The organism is Novosphingobium percolationis, from assembly GCF_020179425.1.
GTDB classification, from domain to species: Bacteria; Pseudomonadota; Alphaproteobacteria; order Sphingomonadales; family Sphingomonadaceae; genus Novosphingobium; species Novosphingobium percolationis.
Map to the genome: position 1 here is coordinate 117,535 of NZ_JAILYM010000005.1, position 17,002 is coordinate 134,536.

17 protein-coding genes are annotated in these 17,002 nt (G+C 67.2%); 6 read left to right on the plus strand and 11 right to left on the minus strand.

Annotation, left to right across the window (positions count from 1 at the left end; translation table 11 throughout):
- Nucleotides 1-19: 19 nt before the first annotated feature.
- The 5 genes from K3A84_RS14000 to K3A84_RS14020 form a co-directional block, all read right to left on the minus strand.
- Nucleotides 20-3,220: an efflux RND transporter permease subunit gene (locus K3A84_RS14000; RefSeq protein ID WP_225009971.1), complete on the minus strand. Its 3,201-nt coding sequence runs from the start codon at nt 3,218-3,220 to the stop codon at nt 20-22.
- A 17-nt stretch (nt 3,221-3,237) separates the two neighbouring features.
- Nucleotides 3,238-4,425 (minus strand): efflux RND transporter periplasmic adaptor subunit, encoded by a 1,188-nt coding sequence (locus K3A84_RS14005; RefSeq protein ID WP_225010174.1) that lies wholly within the window; start codon nt 4,423-4,425, stop codon nt 3,238-3,240.
- Between the two features lie 66 nt (nt 4,426-4,491).
- Nucleotides 4,492-4,719 (minus strand): hypothetical protein, encoded by a 228-nt coding sequence (locus K3A84_RS14010; RefSeq protein WP_225009972.1) that lies wholly within the window; start codon nt 4,717-4,719, stop codon nt 4,492-4,494.
- 30 nt (nt 4,720-4,749) lie between these two features.
- Entirely contained in the window at nt 4,750-5,049 is a 300-nt protein-coding gene (gene sciP, locus K3A84_RS14015; protein WP_225009973.1) for a CtrA inhibitor SciP, read from the minus strand.
- Nucleotides 5,046-5,405: a hypothetical protein gene (locus K3A84_RS14020; protein WP_225009974.1), complete on the minus strand. Its 360-nt coding sequence runs from the start codon at nt 5,403-5,405 to the stop codon at nt 5,046-5,048. The genes sciP and K3A84_RS14020 overlap by 4 nt, the downstream gene beginning before the upstream one ends.
- Nucleotides 5,406-5,571: 166 nt before the next feature.
- Between K3A84_RS14020 and mnmA the strand changes: the two genes are divergently transcribed.
- On the plus strand, nt 5,572-6,720 hold the full coding sequence (gene mnmA, locus K3A84_RS14025; RefSeq protein WP_225009975.1) for a tRNA 2-thiouridine(34) synthase MnmA: 1,149 nt from the start codon (nt 5,572-5,574) through the stop codon (nt 6,718-6,720).
- Nucleotide 6,721: 1 nt separating this feature from the next.
- Here mnmA and K3A84_RS14030 read toward each other — a convergent pair whose 3' ends face one another.
- Nucleotides 6,722-7,114 (minus strand): hypothetical protein, encoded by a 393-nt coding sequence (locus tag K3A84_RS14030; RefSeq protein WP_225009976.1) that lies wholly within the window; start codon nt 7,112-7,114, stop codon nt 6,722-6,724.
- 38 nt (nt 7,115-7,152) lie between these two features.
- On the opposite strand from K3A84_RS14030, the gene K3A84_RS14035 reads away from it, so the two are divergent.
- Entirely contained in the window at nt 7,153-8,277 is a 1,125-nt protein-coding gene (locus K3A84_RS14035; RefSeq protein ID WP_225009977.1) for a serine hydrolase domain-containing protein, read from the plus strand.
- Nucleotides 8,278-8,326: 49 nt separating this feature from the next.
- On the opposite strand, the gene K3A84_RS14040 is transcribed toward K3A84_RS14035, so the two are convergent.
- Nucleotides 8,327-9,307: a cation diffusion facilitator family transporter gene (locus K3A84_RS14040; RefSeq protein ID WP_225009978.1), complete on the minus strand. Its 981-nt coding sequence runs from the start codon at nt 9,305-9,307 to the stop codon at nt 8,327-8,329.
- An 11-nt stretch (nt 9,308-9,318) separates the two neighbouring features.
- The gene (pdxH, locus tag K3A84_RS14045) at nt 9,319-9,936 is read right to left on the minus strand and encodes a pyridoxamine 5'-phosphate oxidase (RefSeq protein ID WP_404823170.1); all 618 of its coding nucleotides are present in this window, start codon (nt 9,934-9,936) and stop codon (nt 9,319-9,321) included.
- A gap of 181 nt (nt 9,937-10,117) precedes the next feature.
- Between pdxH and K3A84_RS14050 the strand changes: the two genes are divergently transcribed.
- Genes K3A84_RS14050 through fabI form a run of 3 tightly spaced genes read left to right on the plus strand, consistent with a single transcriptional unit; the run spans nt 10,118 to nt 12,993 of the window.
- Nucleotides 10,118-11,086: a DnaJ C-terminal domain-containing protein gene (locus K3A84_RS14050; protein ID WP_225009980.1), complete on the plus strand. Its 969-nt coding sequence runs from the start codon at nt 10,118-10,120 to the stop codon at nt 11,084-11,086.
- 18 nt (nt 11,087-11,104) lie between these two features.
- Complete coding sequence (locus tag K3A84_RS14055; RefSeq protein WP_404823165.1) at nt 11,105-12,193, plus strand: YihY/virulence factor BrkB family protein; 1,089 nt, start codon at nt 11,105-11,107, stop codon at nt 12,191-12,193.
- The gene (fabI, locus tag K3A84_RS14060) at nt 12,190-12,993 is read left to right on the plus strand and encodes an enoyl-ACP reductase FabI (RefSeq protein ID WP_225009981.1); all 804 of its coding nucleotides are present in this window, start codon (nt 12,190-12,192) and stop codon (nt 12,991-12,993) included. The genes K3A84_RS14055 and fabI overlap by 4 nt, the downstream gene beginning before the upstream one ends.
- Before the next feature lie 108 nt (nt 12,994-13,101).
- On the opposite strand, the gene K3A84_RS14065 is transcribed toward fabI, so the two are convergent.
- From K3A84_RS14065 to K3A84_RS14075, 3 genes are all read right to left on the minus strand, one after another.
- Nucleotides 13,102-13,809 carry a DUF1013 domain-containing protein gene (locus K3A84_RS14065; RefSeq protein ID WP_225009982.1) on the minus strand — a complete coding sequence of 236 codons (708 nt, stop codon included), beginning with the start codon at nt 13,807-13,809 and terminating at the stop codon, nt 13,102-13,104.
- Between the two features lie 141 nt (nt 13,810-13,950).
- The gene (locus tag K3A84_RS14070; protein WP_225009983.1) at nt 13,951-15,333 is read right to left on the minus strand and encodes a polysaccharide pyruvyl transferase family protein; all 1,383 of its coding nucleotides are present in this window, start codon (nt 15,331-15,333) and stop codon (nt 13,951-13,953) included.
- A gap of 285 nt (nt 15,334-15,618) precedes the next feature.
- Entirely contained in the window at nt 15,619-16,596 is a 978-nt protein-coding gene (locus tag K3A84_RS14075; protein WP_225009984.1) for an NAD(P)H-quinone oxidoreductase, read from the minus strand.
- Nucleotides 16,597-16,721: 125 nt separating this feature from the next.
- On the opposite strand from K3A84_RS14075, the gene K3A84_RS14080 reads away from it, so the two are divergent.
- A complete protein-coding gene (locus K3A84_RS14080; RefSeq protein ID WP_225009985.1) occupies nt 16,722-16,937 on the plus strand; it encodes a DUF1192 family protein in 216 nt (71 codons plus the stop codon).
- The last annotated feature ends 65 nt before the right edge of the window (nt 16,938-17,002 follow it).

A 17,002-nucleotide genomic window follows, 5' to 3' on the forward strand; every position in this document is an offset into this window, starting at 1 on the left:
GAAACGGAAGCGCGCTGGTTCACTCCGCCGGGAATGCCTCGCCGTGCGCCGGGTTCCCGGCGGCCGGATTCCCTGCGGCATGGTTGCGCGGATCGTTGGGGTCGTAGCTCAGCACCTTGCGGCCCAGCCAGGGCCCGACGCGCTTTTCAAAGCCGTCGGCCAGGCTGAAGCCTGCCGGCACGATCAGTAGCGTCAGCAACGTCGACATCGTCAACCCGCCGATCACCGTCGTGCCCATCGGCGCGCGCCAGCCCGCGTCACCGCCCAGCGAAATGGCGGTGGGCACCATCCCTGCGACCATCGCCACGGTGGTCATCACGATCGGCTGCGCGCGCTTGTGCCCGGCCTCGATGATCGCCTCCAGCTTGGTCTTGCCGGTCGCCATCTCCTCGATCGCGAAGTCGATCAGCAGGATCGAGTTCTTCGCGACGATGCCGAACAGCATCAGGATGCCGATGAACACCGGCATCGACAGCGGCTGCCCGACAAGGCCCAGCAGCAGCATCCCGCCCAGCGGCGCGAGGAACAGCGAGCCCATGTTGACCAGCGGCGACACGAAGCGGTGGTAGAGCAGCACCAGCACCGAAAACACCAGCAGCACGCCCGCGCAGACCGCGACGATGAAGTTGGTGATCATCTCTTCCTGCCAGCGGTCCTCGCCCGCAGGGGCATTGGACACGCCTTGCGGCAGATCCTTCATAACCGGCAGTCGGGCGATTTCCGCCATCGCGGTGCCCTTGGCAACGCCGGCGGGCAGGTCCGCGCCAACGAAGACGCGGCGGTTCTGGTTGTAGCGCTGGATCGTCGTGGGGCCGGAGCCGAACCCGATCGAGGCCACGCGCGACAGCGGCACCGTGGTGCCCGCCGTGGTCGGCACCGGCAGGTTCTCGATCGTCGACAGATCGCGCCGCGACGACGGCGGCAGCTTGACGCGGATCGGCACCTGGCGGTCGGACAGCGAGAACTTGGCGCTGTTCTGGTCGATCTCGCCCTGCGTCGCGATGCGGATGACCTGGCTCAACGCCTGGGTGGTGACGCCGAGGTTGGCGGCAAGGTCGAGGTGCGGGGTGATGACGATTTCAGGGCGGCGCATGTCGGCGCTGACGCGCGGGGCGACCACGGTCTTAAGGCCGTTCATCTGTTCGACCAGCGTCTGCGCGGTGCGCTGCAACAGGTCGGGATCGGAACCCGACAGCATGATGCTGATCGGTCGGCCCGAACCGCCGCCGGGGCCGCCGCCGTTCATGCTCATGAACGAGACGCGCGCATCGGCGATGGTCTGCAGGCGCGGGGTCAGCGCGCGCTCGAACTCGACGCTGGAGCGCAGGCCCGAGCCCTTCTTGAGCACGAGGAACACGCGCCCCTTGCCCTCCTCGATGCGTTCGAGGCCGGCGGCGACTTCGGGCTCCTGCCGCACCAGCGCATAGATCTCGTCGATCTTGGCCTGAGTCTGCTCGATCGTGGTGCCGGGCACCATCTCGACGACGATGCGGCTGAAATCCTCGTCGGTGTCGGGGAAGAACTGGCTCGGCACGATGAAGAACAGCGCGCAGGTCAGCAGCAGCGCGCCCAGGCCCACGCCCATCATCCACAGGCGATGATCGCGCAGCCGCGCGCGGAAGTGGCGCCTGGGATGCAGGACGCGATAGGCCTGCGCCTTGGTCGTATCGAGCGACCAGCGCAGCACCTTCATGTAGCGGTCCATCCACGGCCCGCCGCCATGTTCGGCATGGCCGTGCGCTTTCAGGAAATAGGCCGCGACCATCGGCGTGATCATGCGCGCGACGAGCAGCGAGAACAGCACCGCGACCACCACGGTCAGGCCGAAGTTCTTGAAGAACTGGCCCGAAACGCCTGGCATCAGGCCCACCGGGAAGAACACGGCAACGATCGAGAATGTCGTGGCGACCACCGCCAGCCCGATCTCGTCCGCCGCGTCGATCGAGGCCTGGTAGGGCGACTTGCCCATGCGCATGTGGCGCACGATGTTCTCGATCTCGACGATGGCGTCGTCGACCAGCACCCCCGCGACGAGGCCCAGCGCCAGCAGCGACATCTGGTTGAGCGTAAACCCCATCAGGTTCATCACCCAGAACGTCGGGATCGCCGAGAGCGGGATAGCGATGGCCGAGACGATCGTCGCGCGCCAGTCGCGCAGGAAGAAGAACACCACGATCACCGCCAGCACCGCGCCTTCGACCATCGAGGACATCGAGCTGCGGTACTGGTCCTTGGTGTACTGCACCGAATTGAACAGCTGGCGGAACTTCACCCGCCCGCCCTGCTCGGCGCTGATCTTGTCCATCTCCTTCACCGCCGCGTCGAACACGCTGACGTCGGATTCGCCGCGCGCGCGGGCGATCGAGAAGGTGACCACCGGCTTGCCGTTGAACTTGGCGATCGAGGTGATCTCGCTGTAGCTGTCGCGCACGTCGGCGACGTCGGACAGGCGGATCGTGCGGCCGTTGGCGAGCGAGACCTGCGTCTGCGACAGGTCGAACGCGCTCTGCGCATTGCCCAGCACGCGCACGGCCTGGCGCGATCCGGCGACTTCGGCACGCCCACCCGCGGCATTGAGGTTGACCTGGCGCAGCGCGGCGTTGACCTGCACCGCGGTCACCCCTTGCGCCTTCATCCGCATGGGATCGAGCGTCACCGCGATCTCGCGGTCGACGCCGCCCGAGCGCACCACTTCGGCCATGCCGGGCACGCTCAACAGGCGCTTGGCGATGGTGTCGTCGATGAACCACGACAGCTGTTCGAGCGTCATGTCGTCGGCTTCGACCGCGAAGTAGGCGATCGGGTCGGACGAGGTCTGGGCCTTGATCACCTGCGGTTCGAGAATGCCGTCGGGCAGGTTGCCGCGCGTCTGGTCGATCGCGTTCTTGACCTCGTTCACCGCCGAATTGATGTCGGTGCCGATCTTGAACTGGATCATCGTCTGGCTGTTGCCTTCCGACGCGGTCGAACTCATCGAATCGATGCCCTGGATCGTGCGCACGGCGGATTCGACGCGCTGCGTGATCTGGTTCTCGATCTCCACCGGAGCGGCGCCCGGCTGGGTGATGGTGACGATCACCATCGGGAATTCGATGTCGGGCTGCTCCTGGACCTTCATGCCCATGAACGAGACCAGCCCCGCGAGCGTCAGCCCGAGGAACAGGACGATCGGCACCACCGGGTTGCGGATCGACCAGGCCGAGATGTTCTTGAAGTTCATGGGATCGCCTGCAAGCCTTACTTGCCGCCGGCCCGGGCGAGCACCGGATGGACGGCATCACCCGGGTTAAGGAAGCCGCCCGCGCGCAGCACTACGCGCTCGTTGCCCGAAAGGCCGGTGCGCACGACGATGCCCTGCGGCGTCACGTCGCCCGTGGTCACCGCCCTACGCTCCACCTTGTTGTTGCCGCCCACGACATAGACATAGGGTCCGCGCTGGTCCGAAAGGATCGCGGATTCGGGCAGGACCGGCGCGGTCACCGTGCCGCTGCGGATCTGCGCGCTGGCAAAGCCGCCGGGGCGCAGCGCAACGTCATAGGGCAGCGCAATACGCGCCACGCCTTCGCGCGTGGTGGTGTCGATGGTGGGCGAGATCTGCCAGACCCGCCCCGCGAAGCTGCGCGCGGTGCCGACCGGCGTCACGTCCGCGGCGATGCCCACCGACAGGCGGGCAAGGTCGTTTTCGGCAAGGCGCGCCTGCATTTCGAGTTCGCCATCCTTGGCGATGCGGAACAACGTGCCCGAGGCAGGACCGACGATCTGGCCCGGCTCCACGGCGCGCGTCAGCACCAGCCCGGATTCGGGCGCGACCACGTTCAGCCGCGCGGTGCTCGCCTGCAGCTGTCCGAGCGAGGCGCGCGCCACGCTCACTTGCGCAACGGCCGCATCGCGCGTGGCGGTCAGGCGGTCGATATCTGCCTTCGAGATGAAGCCCTTGGCCACGAGCTTGAGCGCGCGATCGAGGTTGGCCTGCGCCAGCCGCGCGTTGGCGACCTGCACCGCGATGTTCGCCGACTGGCCCGCGATCTGCTGCGATTGCACCGAACGATCGACCACCGCCAGCACCTGGCCCTTGCGCACCCAGGCGCCCGCATCGACGGCCACGCTGACCACCCGCCCGCCTTCGCCCGCGATGCCCACCGGCATGTCGCGGCGCGCCGCGATCGTGCCGCTGGCGTTGATCAGGCCTTCGACGGTAGTGCGGCCGGGGGCGACGACAGTGACGGTCTGCGCCTGCGCGGCAGACTTGTCCGCATCGGCGGGGGCGCCACGATGCATCAGCCACCAGGCAAGTCCCAGCACCACTGCGATCAGCAGACCCGCGATCAGGTTGCGCCGACCGTTGCCGCGCGCCACCTCGTCGTCCCCTTCGAGGGGCGCGAGCGGCTCCGCCTCGGCGGACTTGATGCTGGTCTCGTAATTCATGTCGTTCACGTGCCTTCGCCCCACGCGGGCCACCTTGCGATCTGGACCCGGCGCATCGGGACGCCATCATGCGTCGATTTGTCGGGGTTTCGGTCGCAAGCGCCGCAGCGCCTCTTCCTTGGCGCAATTGGCAGAAGCAATAGACTTCGATCCGACCAGTTGCAATTCCGCCTCGACGAAGGACTTGCACCGTCTTGGCAAGTGTTGCCCGGTTGCATCTGAAATTTGTGAAACAAGTGCCCGAAACGGAAAACGGCCGCTGCCCCAAGGGGAAGCGGCCGTCGAAATATCCATCGCGCGGGTGCCAGCCCCGCGCCCGAGCGCTCAATACTTGAGCTGACGCTCGTAGAGGTCGCGGTAGTGCTGGATGCGCGTCACGCGCAGGCCCTGCATCCCCGAGCGATCGACCGCGCGCTGCCACGAGGCAAACTCCTCAAGCGTAAGGCCATAGCGCTCGCAGACCTCGTCGATGGTCAGCAGGCCGCCGTTAACCGCCGCGACGACCTCGGCCTTGCGACGTACGACCCAGCGGGTGGTGGTGGGCGGCGGCAGACTATCGAGCGTCAGCGGCTCCCCGAGCGGACCGATAACCTGCGCTGGCCTGATTTTCTGGTTTTCGATCATGGCTTTTCTCGTCGGGTCGGGCAATCGGAGGGGATCATGCGGTGGGGTTCTCTGACGGGCTCTGGTTTGCCTGAATCGGCTTTGCCAATCTCTGAACTGAAATAGTTAACATGGCGTTCACTTCTCGCCTCGACCGCCACCGGCGCGACATCCAGAAGCATCTGTGCGGCAGACCGATGAAAGCTCGCGATGCCCGTGCCCGGTCCCGGCAGCGGGGCGGCCCCCTGCGTGCGCACGGCCCGGCGCAAGTCCTGCGCGGCGGCGAGTCGCGCGCACAGCTCGCCCCAGCCGAGCGGGCGCAAACCGCGCCTCTCCTCGGTCTCGCCACCCCAAACATCGGTAAATCCAAGGTCCATGCCCAGCCGCATAGCGCCAAGAGGGATAAGACCGGGTAAATCCGGCTTTTACCGACGATTAGGATTTTCACATCGCGTTCATTTACCGAGCAGCGGCGCGCGCGTGGCAACAGCCGCACCACGAATCCCCTGCCGCTCGGCCACAAATGCGCCTATGAGCCGGGCCATGTCCGCGCTCTCCGGTCTTTCCGATCCCGCCGCCCTGTTCGATCTGCCCAAGCCTGCATCGGCCAGCCGCATCGTCGTCGCCATGTCGGGCGGCGTCGACAGCTCCGTCGTGGCAGGGCTTGCCGCCGCCAGCGGGGCCGAAGTGATCGGCGTGACGCTGCAACTCTACGATTATGGCGCGGCCACCGGGCGCAAGGGCGCGTGCTGCGCGGGCGACGACATCCGCGATGCGCGCGCCGTGGCCGACCGCCTCGGCATCGCGCACTACGTATTCGACCACGAATCGAGCTTCCGCGAAGAGGTGGTCGAACGCTTCGCCGACGATTACCTCGCCGGGCGCACCCCCATTCCCTGCATCCGCTGCAACATGGGGCCAAAGTTCACCGACCTCTTGGCGATGGCGCGCGATCTCGGCGCCGATTGCCTCGCGACCGGCCACTACGTGCGCCGCGTGATGGGGCCTGCGGGGCCGGAACTGCACCGCGCGTTCGATCCCGCGCGCGACCAGTCCTACTTCCTTTACGGCACCACCGACGAACAGCTGGCCTTCCTGCGCTATCCGCTGGGCGGCCTGCCCAAGCCCGAAGTGCGCCGCCTCGCCGCCGACCTCGGGCTTGCCGTCGCCGCCAAGCCCGACAGCCAGGACATCTGCTTCGTGCCCGATGGCGATTATGCCAAGATCGTGGCCAAAGTCCGGCCCGAAGGCATCGACGGGGGCGAGATCGTTCACGCCGCGACCGGCGAGGTGCTGGGCCGCCACGCGGGCGTGATCCACTACACGGTCGGGCAGCGCCGGGGTCTGGAGATCGGCGGCCAGCCCGAACCGCTTTACGTCATCGCGCTCGATGCGCCCGCGCGCCGCGTTCTGGTCGGCCCGCGCGCCATGCTGGCGGTGGGTCGCGCCACCGTCATCGAAACCAACCGCATCGGACCGTTGCCGCAGGGCCCGCTGACCGCCAAGGTGCGCTCGCTCGCCAAGCCCGTGCCGGTGGAACTGGAAGGCCCCTTCGGCGAAGGCGCGACGACCACCTTGCGCTTCCTCCAGCCCGAATACGGCGTCGCGCCCGGGCAGGCCGCCGTGCTCTATGCGGGCGAGCGCGTGGTCGGCGGTGGCTGGATCGATTCGACCGCGCCGTGGCAGCAATAGGCTACTTCCACGGCTCCAGCACGCAGCCCCATCCTTCGCGATAGGCCGCGGTCTGCCTTGCCAGCAGGGGCACGCGCGCGGTCACGCTCTTGGCCGCCGCATCCTCCGACAGGGTGACAAGGCCCATGCCCGGCTCGAAATCCCGTGTGCAATCGCCGATCGGCCGTCCCCCCACGAAGCGGCACGAACAGGCGACGCGCGCGCCATAGGCCGCGGCCGTGATGGCGGTACCGTGGACCGGCCTCCAGAACAGCGCCAGCGGCGCGGCGATCAGCGCCACCACCAGCAGCGCTAGCCGCCAGCGCCAGCGGCGGGCAGGCGGCGGGGCATAAGGGCCGCCCGGCTGGTCGGGTGCACCAATCGGCGCAGTTGTGGGTGAAGCGGTTTCGACCATTGCCTTGGGCTTGCGGACGGGGAAGAAGGGCGGCGCTCATGCCCCGCCTGCCGCTCTCCCTTATCGCCCCGCTTGCGCTGGTGCCAGCCCTTGCCGCCTGCTCGGCTGCGGACAAAGGGCCGGCTCCGCTCGCGCCCGAGGCGCTGGCGGCCGTGGCCGAGAACCCCGACGCCCCGCGCGAAAAGCTGGCGCGCGCGGTGGATGCGCTGTTTTCGGACGAGGCTGCGGGCGAAACGCGGGCGGTGATCGTGATGCACGAAGGCCGCATCGTCGCCGAACGCTATGCGCCCGGCTATCACGAGAACACCCGCTTCGTGTCGTGGTCGATGGCCAAGACCGTGACCGGCGTGATGATCGGGATGCTCGTGTCCGACGGGCGGCTGCGCCTCAACGAATCCGCGCCCGTGCCGCAATGGCAGCGCCCCGGCGATCCGCGTGGCGAGATCACGCTCAAGCAGTTGCTCCAGATGCGTTCGGGCCTGCGCCATGTCGAAGCGGGCGATCCGCCTTACGAATCCGACGAAGTACGGATGCTGTTTCTCGACGGGCGCGATGATATGGCGCGCTACGCCGAAGACCAGCCGCTGGCGCATGAACCGGGCTCCACCTTCCAGTATTCGACCGCGACCAGCGTGATTCTCGCCGATCTGGCCGCGCGCGTGCTGTCCCCGCAGCAGGACCCGGAAGGCCGCCGTCATGCGGTGGCGGACTATTTGCGCACCCGCCTGTTCGAGCCGGTGGGGCTGCGCTCGATGCTGCCCGAATTCGATGCCGCGGGCACGCTCGTCGGCGGCAGCCTGATCCACGCAACCGCGCGGGACTGGGCGACGTTTGGCGAATTCCTGCGCAACAAGGGCGCGGTCAGGGGGGCGCAGATCATTCCGCGCCAGTGGATCGAGTTCATGGCGCGGCCTTCCCCGCGCGAGGCCGAATATGGCGCGCAGTTGTGGCTCAACCGCACGCCGACGCAGGGCAGGCCTTCGCTGTTCCCGACACGCGGCCCGCGCGACCTGTTCGCGGCGGAAGGCCACCTCGGGCAGTACGTGCTGGTCAGCCCCAGCCGCCGCCTGGTGGTGGTAAGGCTCGGAAAAACCGAAGATTCGAAGCTACGCCCGGTGGTCGACCGGCTCGCCGACGTGGTCGCGCTCTACGGCGCGCGCTGAACGGCACCCAAAGCGACCTGAACGACACCTAGACCGGTCTGCAGGCCCCTCAGGCCACGCCGGGCGAGCCTTGCGCCAGCGTGGCCGGGCTTTCGCCGTTGGGACCGGGCGCGAGCAGGTCCTGCGCGCCCATCGGCTGTTCGTCGACCAGCCCTTCCGGATCGGGATGGATCAGCACCTCGACGCCGGGAAACTCGCGCATCAGCTTGTCCTCGATCTCGTCCATCACGCGGTGCGCCTCGGTCACGGTCATGCGGCCATCGACCCAGACGTGGAACTGCACGAAATCGCGGTTGCCGCTGGTGCGCGTGCGCAAGTCGTGCAGGCCCTTCAATTCCGGATGCTGCGCGACCACCGCGAGGAAGCGCTCGCGCATTTCGAGCGGCCATTCGTGGTCCATCAGCTGCTCGATCGCCTGCTGCGAGGCGCCCCACGCGCCCCACGCCAGCCACAGCGCGATGGCGAAGGCGAAAGCCGCGTCGGCCCCGGGAATGCCGAAGGTCTTGTCGAGCAGCAGCGCGGCGATGACCGCAAGGTTGAGGAACAGGTCCGACTTGTAATGGACGTTGTCGGTGCTGATCGCGAGGCTGCCGGTCTGGCGAATGACGTGGCGCTGATACAGCAGCAGCGCCACCGTCGCCGCCATGGCAATGGCCGAGACGATCACGCCGCTTTCCGCTTCGGCCACACGCTCCCCGGCGATGAACTGGTTGACCGCCCGGAACGCGAGGCCGATCGCCGAGATCGAGATCAGCACCACCTGGAACATCGCCGCCAGCGCCTCGGCCTTGCCATGTCCGAAGCGGTGGTTGTGATCGTCGGGCTGCGAGGCGACCCACACGCCGAGCAGCGTGGCGAGACTGGCGACGAGATCGAGGCCGGTATCGGCAAGGCTGCCCAGCATGGCCGACGAACCGGTCGAGACCACCGCCCAGACCTTCATCCCCGCCAGCAGCGCCGCGACCGTGATCGAGGCAAGCGCTGCCTTGCGGTTGAGGTCGCCGTGGGTGTCGCTGCGGGTCATGTCCATGGGATGCATCCTTACGGGTAAAGCAGGCTCGACGTCCAGCCGCCCGCGCCGTCGGTGACGAAGCGGCGACGTTCGTGCAGGCGGAAATCGCGGTCCTGCCAGAACTCGATGGCGGCAGGCGTCACGCGATAGCCCGACCAGTGCGCCGGGCGCGGCACGTCTCCATCGGGGTATTGCGCACGGATCGCCTCGACCCGGTCGAGATAGGCCTGCCGGTCGGGCAGAGGACGCGACTGGTCCGAGGCCGCCGAGCCAAGCCGCGATTCGGGATGCCGGCTGGCGAAATAGGCGTCGGCCTCTGCCGGGGTGACTTCGCGAATCGGGCCTTCGATGCGGATCTGGCGGCGCAGCGACTTCCAGTGGAACAGCAGCGCCACGTGCGGGTTGGCGGCCAGTTCCCCGCCCTTGCGGCTGTGGAAGTTGGTGTAGAACACGAAACCGTCCGGACCGTGCCCTTTCAGCAGCACCATGCGGACCGAGGGATGCCCATCGGGCGTGGCGGTAGCCAGCGCCATGGCGTTCGGATCGTTGGGCTCGCTCTGCCTGGCCTGGGCGAACCAGTCTTCGAAGATCGCGAAGGGATCGGCGTGCGGGATGGCGTCTGCGGCGGGTTCGGTCACGGTTGGGATATCCTGCGATTCTGGCGGCCTGAAAGCCTTGGGATGGCCAAGGCGTTCCCGCCATGACCTCGATCAATGGCAGGCTCTGCCCGTCTAGGCCACAAGGCCGCAGGTGCAAACCGCACGCCGTCGTGCGGGCAACCGCAGGGAAGCCTTGCGGGGTTCCCGCTGCAATCCTAGCTAGGTGCCCATGGCAGACCCTTATTCCATCCTTGGCGTGGCGCGCAGCGCAACCGAAAAGGACATCAAGTCCGCGTACCGCAAGCTCGCCAAGGAGCTTCACCCCGATCGCAACCAGGACAACCCCAAAGCGTCCGAACGCTTCGCCGAGGTGACGAACGCCTATGACCTGCTGTCCGACAAGGACAAGCGCGCCCGGTTCGACCGCGGCGAGATCGATGCCGAGGGCAATCCCACCGCGCCGTTCGGCTTCGGCGGCGCAGGCGGCGGCGGCGGCGGCGGTTTCGGCGGACGCGGTTTCGGCCAGCAGGGCGGCTTCCGCCACGATGGCGGGTTCGAGGGCGCAGGCCCCGAAGGCATCGACCTGGGCGACATCTTCGAAGGCCTGTTCGGCGGCGGGCGCGGTGGCAGTCCGGGCGGCGGCGGCGGCTTTGCCGGGGGGCGGCGCGGGCCAGCACCCAAGGGCGCGAACGTCACCTATCGCCTGCAAGTGCCATTCGTGGATGCCGCCACGCGCGCGCCGCAGCGAATCACGCTGTCGGGCGGCAAGACCATCGACCTCAAGCTACCCGCGGGTGTCGAGGACGGCCAGCAGGTGCGGCTGGGCGGCAAGGGCGAACAGGGGCCGGGCGGCTTCGGCGATGCGATCATCACCATCGAGATCCAGCGCCACGCCTTCTTCGAGCGCGACGGTGACAACATCCGCATCGACCTGCCGATCACGCTCGACGAAGCGGTGAACGGCGCCAAGGTGCGCGTGCCCACGGTGGACGGCGCGGTGATGCTTACCGTGGCGCCGGGCAGTTCGAGCGGGAAGACGCTGCGCCTGAAAGGCAAGGGCTTCACCCGCAAGGACGGCGAGCGCGGCGACCAGCTCGTCACGCTGCAGATCGACATTCCCGCAGACGATACGGATCTGAAAGCCCGTCTCGCGGGTTGGACCGACACGCGCAATCCGCGCGGCAAACTGGGGATGTGACTTTTGCGTGAGGCTCCCGTGATCGAACCGGGGGCCATCCCTCCACCCGAAGCGGCCGATGACCTTCCCCCCGGCGCGCATCCGCTGGTCGACCTGCCTGACCGCTCGCCCGAGGCACGGCGCCGCGAGGCCTTGCAGTGGAAGCGCGGATTGGGTGAAGCGCGGCAGCGGCTGGGGCCGGGCAGCCGCGCGTTCGAGGTGGTCAAGCGCGTTTCGGCGGGCGTCATCAACGACGGGTTCATCCATGCCGGCAACTTCGCCTACATGGTGCTGATCTCGCTGTTTCCGTTCTTCATCACAGGCGCTGCGCTGTTTTCGCTGCTGGGCGAGGCGAGCCAGCGCGCCGCCGCGATCAACACCGTGCTGATCGCGCTGCCCCCGGTGGTCGCCAACGTGCTCGATCCGGTCGCCCGCAGCGTGGTCGATGCGCGCACCGGCGGGTTGTTGTGGATCGGCGGGCTGGTCGGCCTGTGGACCGTGGGTAGCCTGATGGAAACGGTCCGCGACATCCTGCGCCGCGCCTATGGCACGCGTTGGACCCACGCCTTCTGGCGCTACCGCCTGATGTCCACGGGCCTGATCATCGCCTCGGTCGTGCTGATCCTGGTGTCGATCACTGCGCAAGTGCTGATCGGCGCCGCGCAGGAAGCGATCGCGGTGTGGCTGCCGCAGTTCGGCAGCATGGTGGACAGCCTCGCGCTGTCGCGCTTCGCCCCGGCGGTCGTTCTCTACGGCGCGCTGTGGCTGCTGTTCATCTCGCTGACGCCGGGGGCCTATCGCGGGCGGCTCTATCCCAAGTGGCCGGGTGCGCTGTTCGTGACGACATGGTGGCTGGCGGTGACGACCATGCTGCCCAAGCTGCTGCGCCACCTGTTCACCTACGATCTCACCTACGGAAGCCTTGCGGGCGTGATGATCGCGCTTTTCTTTTTCTGGCTTGTCGGCTTAGGGATGGTGGTAGGTGCCGAACTCAATGCCGCTCTTGCCGAAACACCGGAAGAGCAGGATATGCTGGGCCAGGCCGATGACCGCTTGAGAGCTGCACGCGTGCTAGGGGACCGGGCGCATGCAGAAGATACTGAACAAGGAGCGCAAGAGAGCGCATGACCGGATTGATGCAAGGGAAGCGCGGCCTGATCATGGGGCTCGCCAACGACAAGTCGCTGGCCTGGGGGATCGCCAAGCAACTGCACGAGCATGGCGCTGAACTCGCCTTCTCCTATCAGGGTGAAGCGCTGGAAAAGCGCGTACGCCCGCTGGCGGCAAGCCTGGGCAGCGATTTCCTGATCGATTGCGACGTGTCCGACATGGCCGCGCTCGACTTGGCGTTCGATACGCTGAAGGCACGCTGGCCGACGATCGACTTCGTCGTCCACGCGATCGGCTATTCGGACAAGAACCAGCTGCGCGGGCGCTTCTACGACACCACGCTCGACAACTTCCTGATGACGATGAACATCAGCGCTTATTCGCTGGTGGCCGTCACGCAGCGCGCGATGCCGATGATGAGCGCGGGCGGATCGATCCTGACGCTGACTTATTACGGCGCGGAAAAGGTCGTGCCGCACTACAACGTCATGGGCGTGGCCAAGGCGGCGCTGGAAACCAGCGTCAAATACCTCGCCAACGACTGCGGGCCGCAAGGTATTCGCGTCAACGCGATCTCGGCCGGACCGATCAAGACGCTGGCCGCCAGCGGCATCGGCGATTTCCGCTACATCCTGAAGTGGAACGAGCTGAACAGCCCGCTGCGCCGCAACGTGACCATCGAGGACGTCGGAGGCGCGGGTCTGTACTTCCTGTCGGACCTGTCCTCGGGCGTGACCGGCGAGGTCCACCATGTCGACGCGGGCTACCACACCGTCGGCATGAAGCAGGAAGACGCGCCCGACATCGCGCTGGGGTAATTCTGCGCAAGGGAGGCTGGCGCCAGGGCGCGGCCTCTCCCGCTGCCGCCAACAAAAAAGGCCGCCCCGAAAGGCGGCCTTTTTCGTATCCGGCAAAGCCGACGGCGATCAGCTGTCCGACAGGCCTTCGGCGCGGCGGGCTTCGAGCCAGGCCTGCGCTTCGGCTTCCTGCGCGGCTTCCGAGGCGGCGCGGGTCTGGGCCTGGCGCTCGGCGCGCAGTTCCTCGATCAGCGCGTCGCGGTCGGTGCCGAGGCGCAGGTCGGCAACGCCTTCGTCTTCCTCGATCCCGGCGCGCTTGGCGGCCTTGGCCACCAGCCCGTCAAGCTCGCGCTGCGAGCACAGGCCCAGCGTCACCGGGTCCTTCGGGTTGATGTTGCCGATGTTCCAGTGGCTGCGATCGCGGATCGCGGCAATGGTGTTGCGGGTGGTGCCGATCAGCTTGCCGATCTGCGCGTCCGAGATCTCGGGGTGGTTGCGCAGGATCCAGGCGATGCCGTCGGGCTTGTCCTGGCGCTTGGACACCGGGGTATAGCGCGGGCCCTTGGTGCGGCTGACCGACAGCGGCGCCTTCTGCATGCGCAGGCGGTAGTTCGGATTCGCCTGACCGCGATCGATCTCGGCCTGGGTCAGTTCGCCCGAGTGGACGGGATCGCGTCCGGTGTACTTCTGGCCGGCCAGATCATCGGCCATGGCCTGCACTTCAAGGATGTGCAGGCCGCAGAATTCCGCGATCTGTTCGAAGGTCAGCGCGGTATTGTCAACAAGCCAGGACGCCGTTGCGTGCGGCATCAGCGGATAGGTGGGCTGGGTGCTCACGGGGCATTCTCCGGAAAGCAGAAACAATAAGGGCCGCCCCTTGCGGAGCGGCCGTCACCGCGACGATGTAGGCGAGCCGGGGCCCGACGGCAAGGCAAAAGCGGGGCAAAAGCAGGCCAAATGCAGGAACGCCGCCCCGGATCAGTTGGCCTGCAGCGCCATCGTGACGGTTTCGGCTTCGTCTTCGGGAATGAGGTTGGCCCGCGACAGATCGAGAATCGCGGGAAGGCGCGTCGCGATCTGCGCCCGCGCTTCGTCCGTCGCCGCCAGGCCCCGGCGCACGCGATCGACGAGGGCGGACGATGACAGGAACTCCTCGACGCTGATGCGGGTCTCCGCCGGGAGCCGGAAATGGTCGAGCAGCCCCGACAGCTTGGCGTCACTGCCAATGACCAGCGCGGGCGTACACGCGCCCAGCGTCGCGATCGCCAGATGCATTCGCGCCGTGACCACGAGATCGAGCTGCCCGACGATCTCCTTGACCTCGGTAGGGTCGAGTTCGGCGGTGATATGGCCGACGTGCGACCTTGCCGCATCGGACAGCCCGGCCATGACAGGCTCCAGCACGAGCTGGTCCGAACACAGCGCGCGAAAATCGTGCGGCAGCAGCAGCACCGCCACGTCGCCATCGCGGACAAGCTGTTCGGCCAGTTGGCGGGTGCGCGGAATCAGGGAATCGCGCACCTCGGCAGGCGTCAGATCGGCGTTGAGCGGGCTGAGGTTGAGACCGACCACCTTGCGCCCCTGCTGGCGGTGCTGCGCCATCCAGGCCGCGGCGTTACGCGTCCGGACGGTCGGCGCAGGCTGCACCAGAAAGGCGAGATCGGCCACGAGGCGCGGCGCTTCGCCCATCAGTTCCGATAGGCGGTCGTGCGAAACGGGATCGCGCACGCACAGGCAATCGGCGCCATTGAGCGACCGGAAGACCTCGGCGAGGCCCGGATAGGCGTTGCGCGCAAGACTGAAGCCGGTCACCCGGGTCTTCACGCCCGCACGGCGCAGAAGATCGGCGGTCATCAGCAGGAAGGCCGAAAACACCGGGTCAAGAACCCCGTCGAGAACGTCTGCCCCGACGAGATAGACGTATTCCGGTCGCAGATGGAGCAGGCGCTCGACGGTGTCACCCAACGTGGCGCCGGGGGTGATCGTGCTCCAGTTGCGTGCGGCGGCGCGGGCCGCACCGCGCGGGCTGTTCGACATGATGGTCATGTCCGCCGATGCGCCATCGCGGAAATGATGATCCCGGATCGCGAGGAACATGCCAAGATCGCCCAGCGAGGCGATGACTTCGCGCGGGTCGGGCGGCAGGATCAGCACGCGGCCTGGCACGGGTTGGTATCCCGCAGGATCGGCGAACTCGGCCACGTCGTGCCAGGCATTGGCCATCCGGGCAAAGCGGATGTCCTGCGTACGGCGCTTCAGCCCGGAATGGACCCAGAGCGAACGGGCAAGAGGCCAGTGCCGAACGCTCGACAGCAAGCCGCGGTGCAACCAGCCCGCACCCGAAGAAGGGAGCGCAGCCATATTGCTGTCGGCAGTCGTCTCAACATTCTCCAACTTACCGGGCACGCCAGCGTCGTCCTCACTTTTGGGTCTGCCCGAAGATAGGTCCGAAACGCCGTATATAGAACGTTCTCGGCTTATCCAAGCCGCATAGCGCACAACTATGCTAGCAGAAGCTGGAAGTACACCAAACTAATGTTAGAATGACACCCAACTATGGTAAATGATATTCTCGATCATTACTAGCGAGGGCAGAAAAACCAGTCGATGCACCATACGTCGATTTACGAAGATTCACCACAAGTGTCAGATTTTCAACACGATCTTACCGACATGCTCGCCCGCTTCCATACGCGCGTGGGCGGCGGAGGCTTCCGCAAGGGGGAATGCGCGGTCCATCACCGGGCGTAGCGCGCCTTCGGCGACCAGCGGCCAGGCGTGTTCGAGAATTTCCTGCGCGAGCAGTGCCTTGAACGCGTTCGAGCGCGGGCGCAGGGTCGATCCGGTGAGCATCAGGCGGCGGCGCATGACTTCGGCCATGTTGATCTCCGCCTTGACCCCGCCCTGCACCGCGATGGTCACGTGGCGGCCATCGTCAGACAGGCACTTGAGGTTGCGCATCACGTACGCCCCCGCGACCATGTCGAGCACGAGGTCGACGCCCTTGCCCCCCGTGATCCGCGCCACTTCCTCGACGAAGTCGGTCGCCTTGTAGTCGATCGCGTAGGCGGCGCCGATCTCCAGCGCCTTGGCGCACTTGTCCGCACCGCCGCAAGTGACGATCACGGTCAGCCCGAACAGCCTGCCCAGCAGACACGCCATCGAGCCGATGCCGCTGGTGCCGCCGTGGACGAGAAGCGTCTCGCCCTCTCGGGCAAAGCCCCGTTCGAACACGTTGTGCCACACCGTGAACAGCGTTTCGGGCAGCGCGGCGGCCTGGTCCAGCGGCAGGCCATCGGGCACGGGCAGGCACTGCGCGGCTTCGGCAAGGCAGTATTCGGCATAGCCGCCGCCCGCCACCAGCGCGCAGACAGCCTGCCCCGGCAGCACTTCGACCACGCCTTCGCCAAGGGCCACGACCTGCCCCGAAACTTCCAGCCCCGGCAGCGGCGATGCGCCCGGCGGCGGGGGATAGAAGCCCTGGCGCTGGATCACGTCGGGTCGGTTCACGCCCGCGAAGGCCACCCGGATAAGCACCTGGCCGGGGCCGGGGCGCGGGGTGGGCACGGTCTCGGGCCGCAGCACTTCAGGGCCGCCGGGCGCGTCGAAGCCGATCGCGGTCATCGTAGCCGGAACAGAAAGCATTCTTCGCCAAGCCCCCATTGCGTGACAGCCGACCCGCCCCTTTCTTTTCCCTACCCACGCGCCCGGTTGACAGCAAGCCGCGAGCGGCCACATTGTCAGCCGGAATGGACCTTGAAGAGCGCCCGCGCCCCCGGGGGGACCTGGCCAGCCAGCTGGCCACCGAATCGCTCGACTCGCTGAGTCACGATGAACTGAACGCGCGCATCGGCCTGCTGGAACTGGAAATCATGCGCACCGTCGCCCATCGCGACAAAGCCAGCGCCCACCGCGCCGCAGCCGAGGCCCTGTTCCGATCGCCGCCCGACAGGTCCGCCTCATGATTGCCGCCGCCCTTCACCTTCGCGGGCGGCATCCCCATATCGCAATCGCAGACGCCCCTGCCTGT

Coding starts and splice junctions, on each gene's coding strand:
- mnmA (WP_225009975.1), top strand. CDS start 5,572: ATGTCCGCGCTCTCCGGTCTTTCCGATCCCGCCGCCCTGTTCGATCTG.
- sciP (WP_225009973.1), bottom strand. CDS start 5,049: ATGATCGAAAACCAGAAAATCAGGCCAGCGCAGGTTATCGGTCCGCTC.
- K3A84_RS14080 (WP_225009985.1), top strand. CDS start 16,722: ATGGACCTTGAAGAGCGCCCGCGCCCCCGGGGGGACCTGGCCAGCCAG.
- K3A84_RS14010 (WP_225009972.1), bottom strand. CDS start 4,719: ATGGATATTTCGACGGCCGCTTCCCCTTGGGGCAGCGGCCGTTTTCCG.
- K3A84_RS14005 (WP_225010174.1), bottom strand. CDS start 4,425: ATGAATTACGAGACCAGCATCAAGTCCGCCGAGGCGGAGCCGCTCGCG.
- K3A84_RS14070 (WP_225009983.1), bottom strand. CDS start 15,333: ATGGCTGCGCTCCCTTCTTCGGGTGCGGGCTGGTTGCACCGCGGCTTG.
- fabI (WP_225009981.1), top strand. CDS start 12,190: ATGACCGGATTGATGCAAGGGAAGCGCGGCCTGATCATGGGGCTCGCC.
- K3A84_RS14020 (WP_225009974.1), bottom strand. CDS start 5,405: ATGGACCTTGGATTTACCGATGTTTGGGGTGGCGAGACCGAGGAGAGG.
- K3A84_RS14000 (WP_225009971.1), bottom strand. CDS start 3,220: ATGAACTTCAAGAACATCTCGGCCTGGTCGATCCGCAACCCGGTGGTG.
- K3A84_RS14075 (WP_225009984.1), bottom strand. CDS start 16,596: ATGACCGCGATCGGCTTCGACGCGCCCGGCGGCCCTGAAGTGCTGCGG.
- K3A84_RS14050 (WP_225009980.1), top strand. CDS start 10,118: ATGGCAGACCCTTATTCCATCCTTGGCGTGGCGCGCAGCGCAACCGAA.
- K3A84_RS14035 (WP_225009977.1), top strand. CDS start 7,153: ATGCCCCGCCTGCCGCTCTCCCTTATCGCCCCGCTTGCGCTGGTGCCA.
- K3A84_RS14030 (WP_225009976.1), bottom strand. CDS start 7,114: ATGGTCGAAACCGCTTCACCCACAACTGCGCCGATTGGTGCACCCGAC.
- K3A84_RS14040 (WP_225009978.1), bottom strand. CDS start 9,307: ATGGACATGACCCGCAGCGACACCCACGGCGACCTCAACCGCAAGGCA.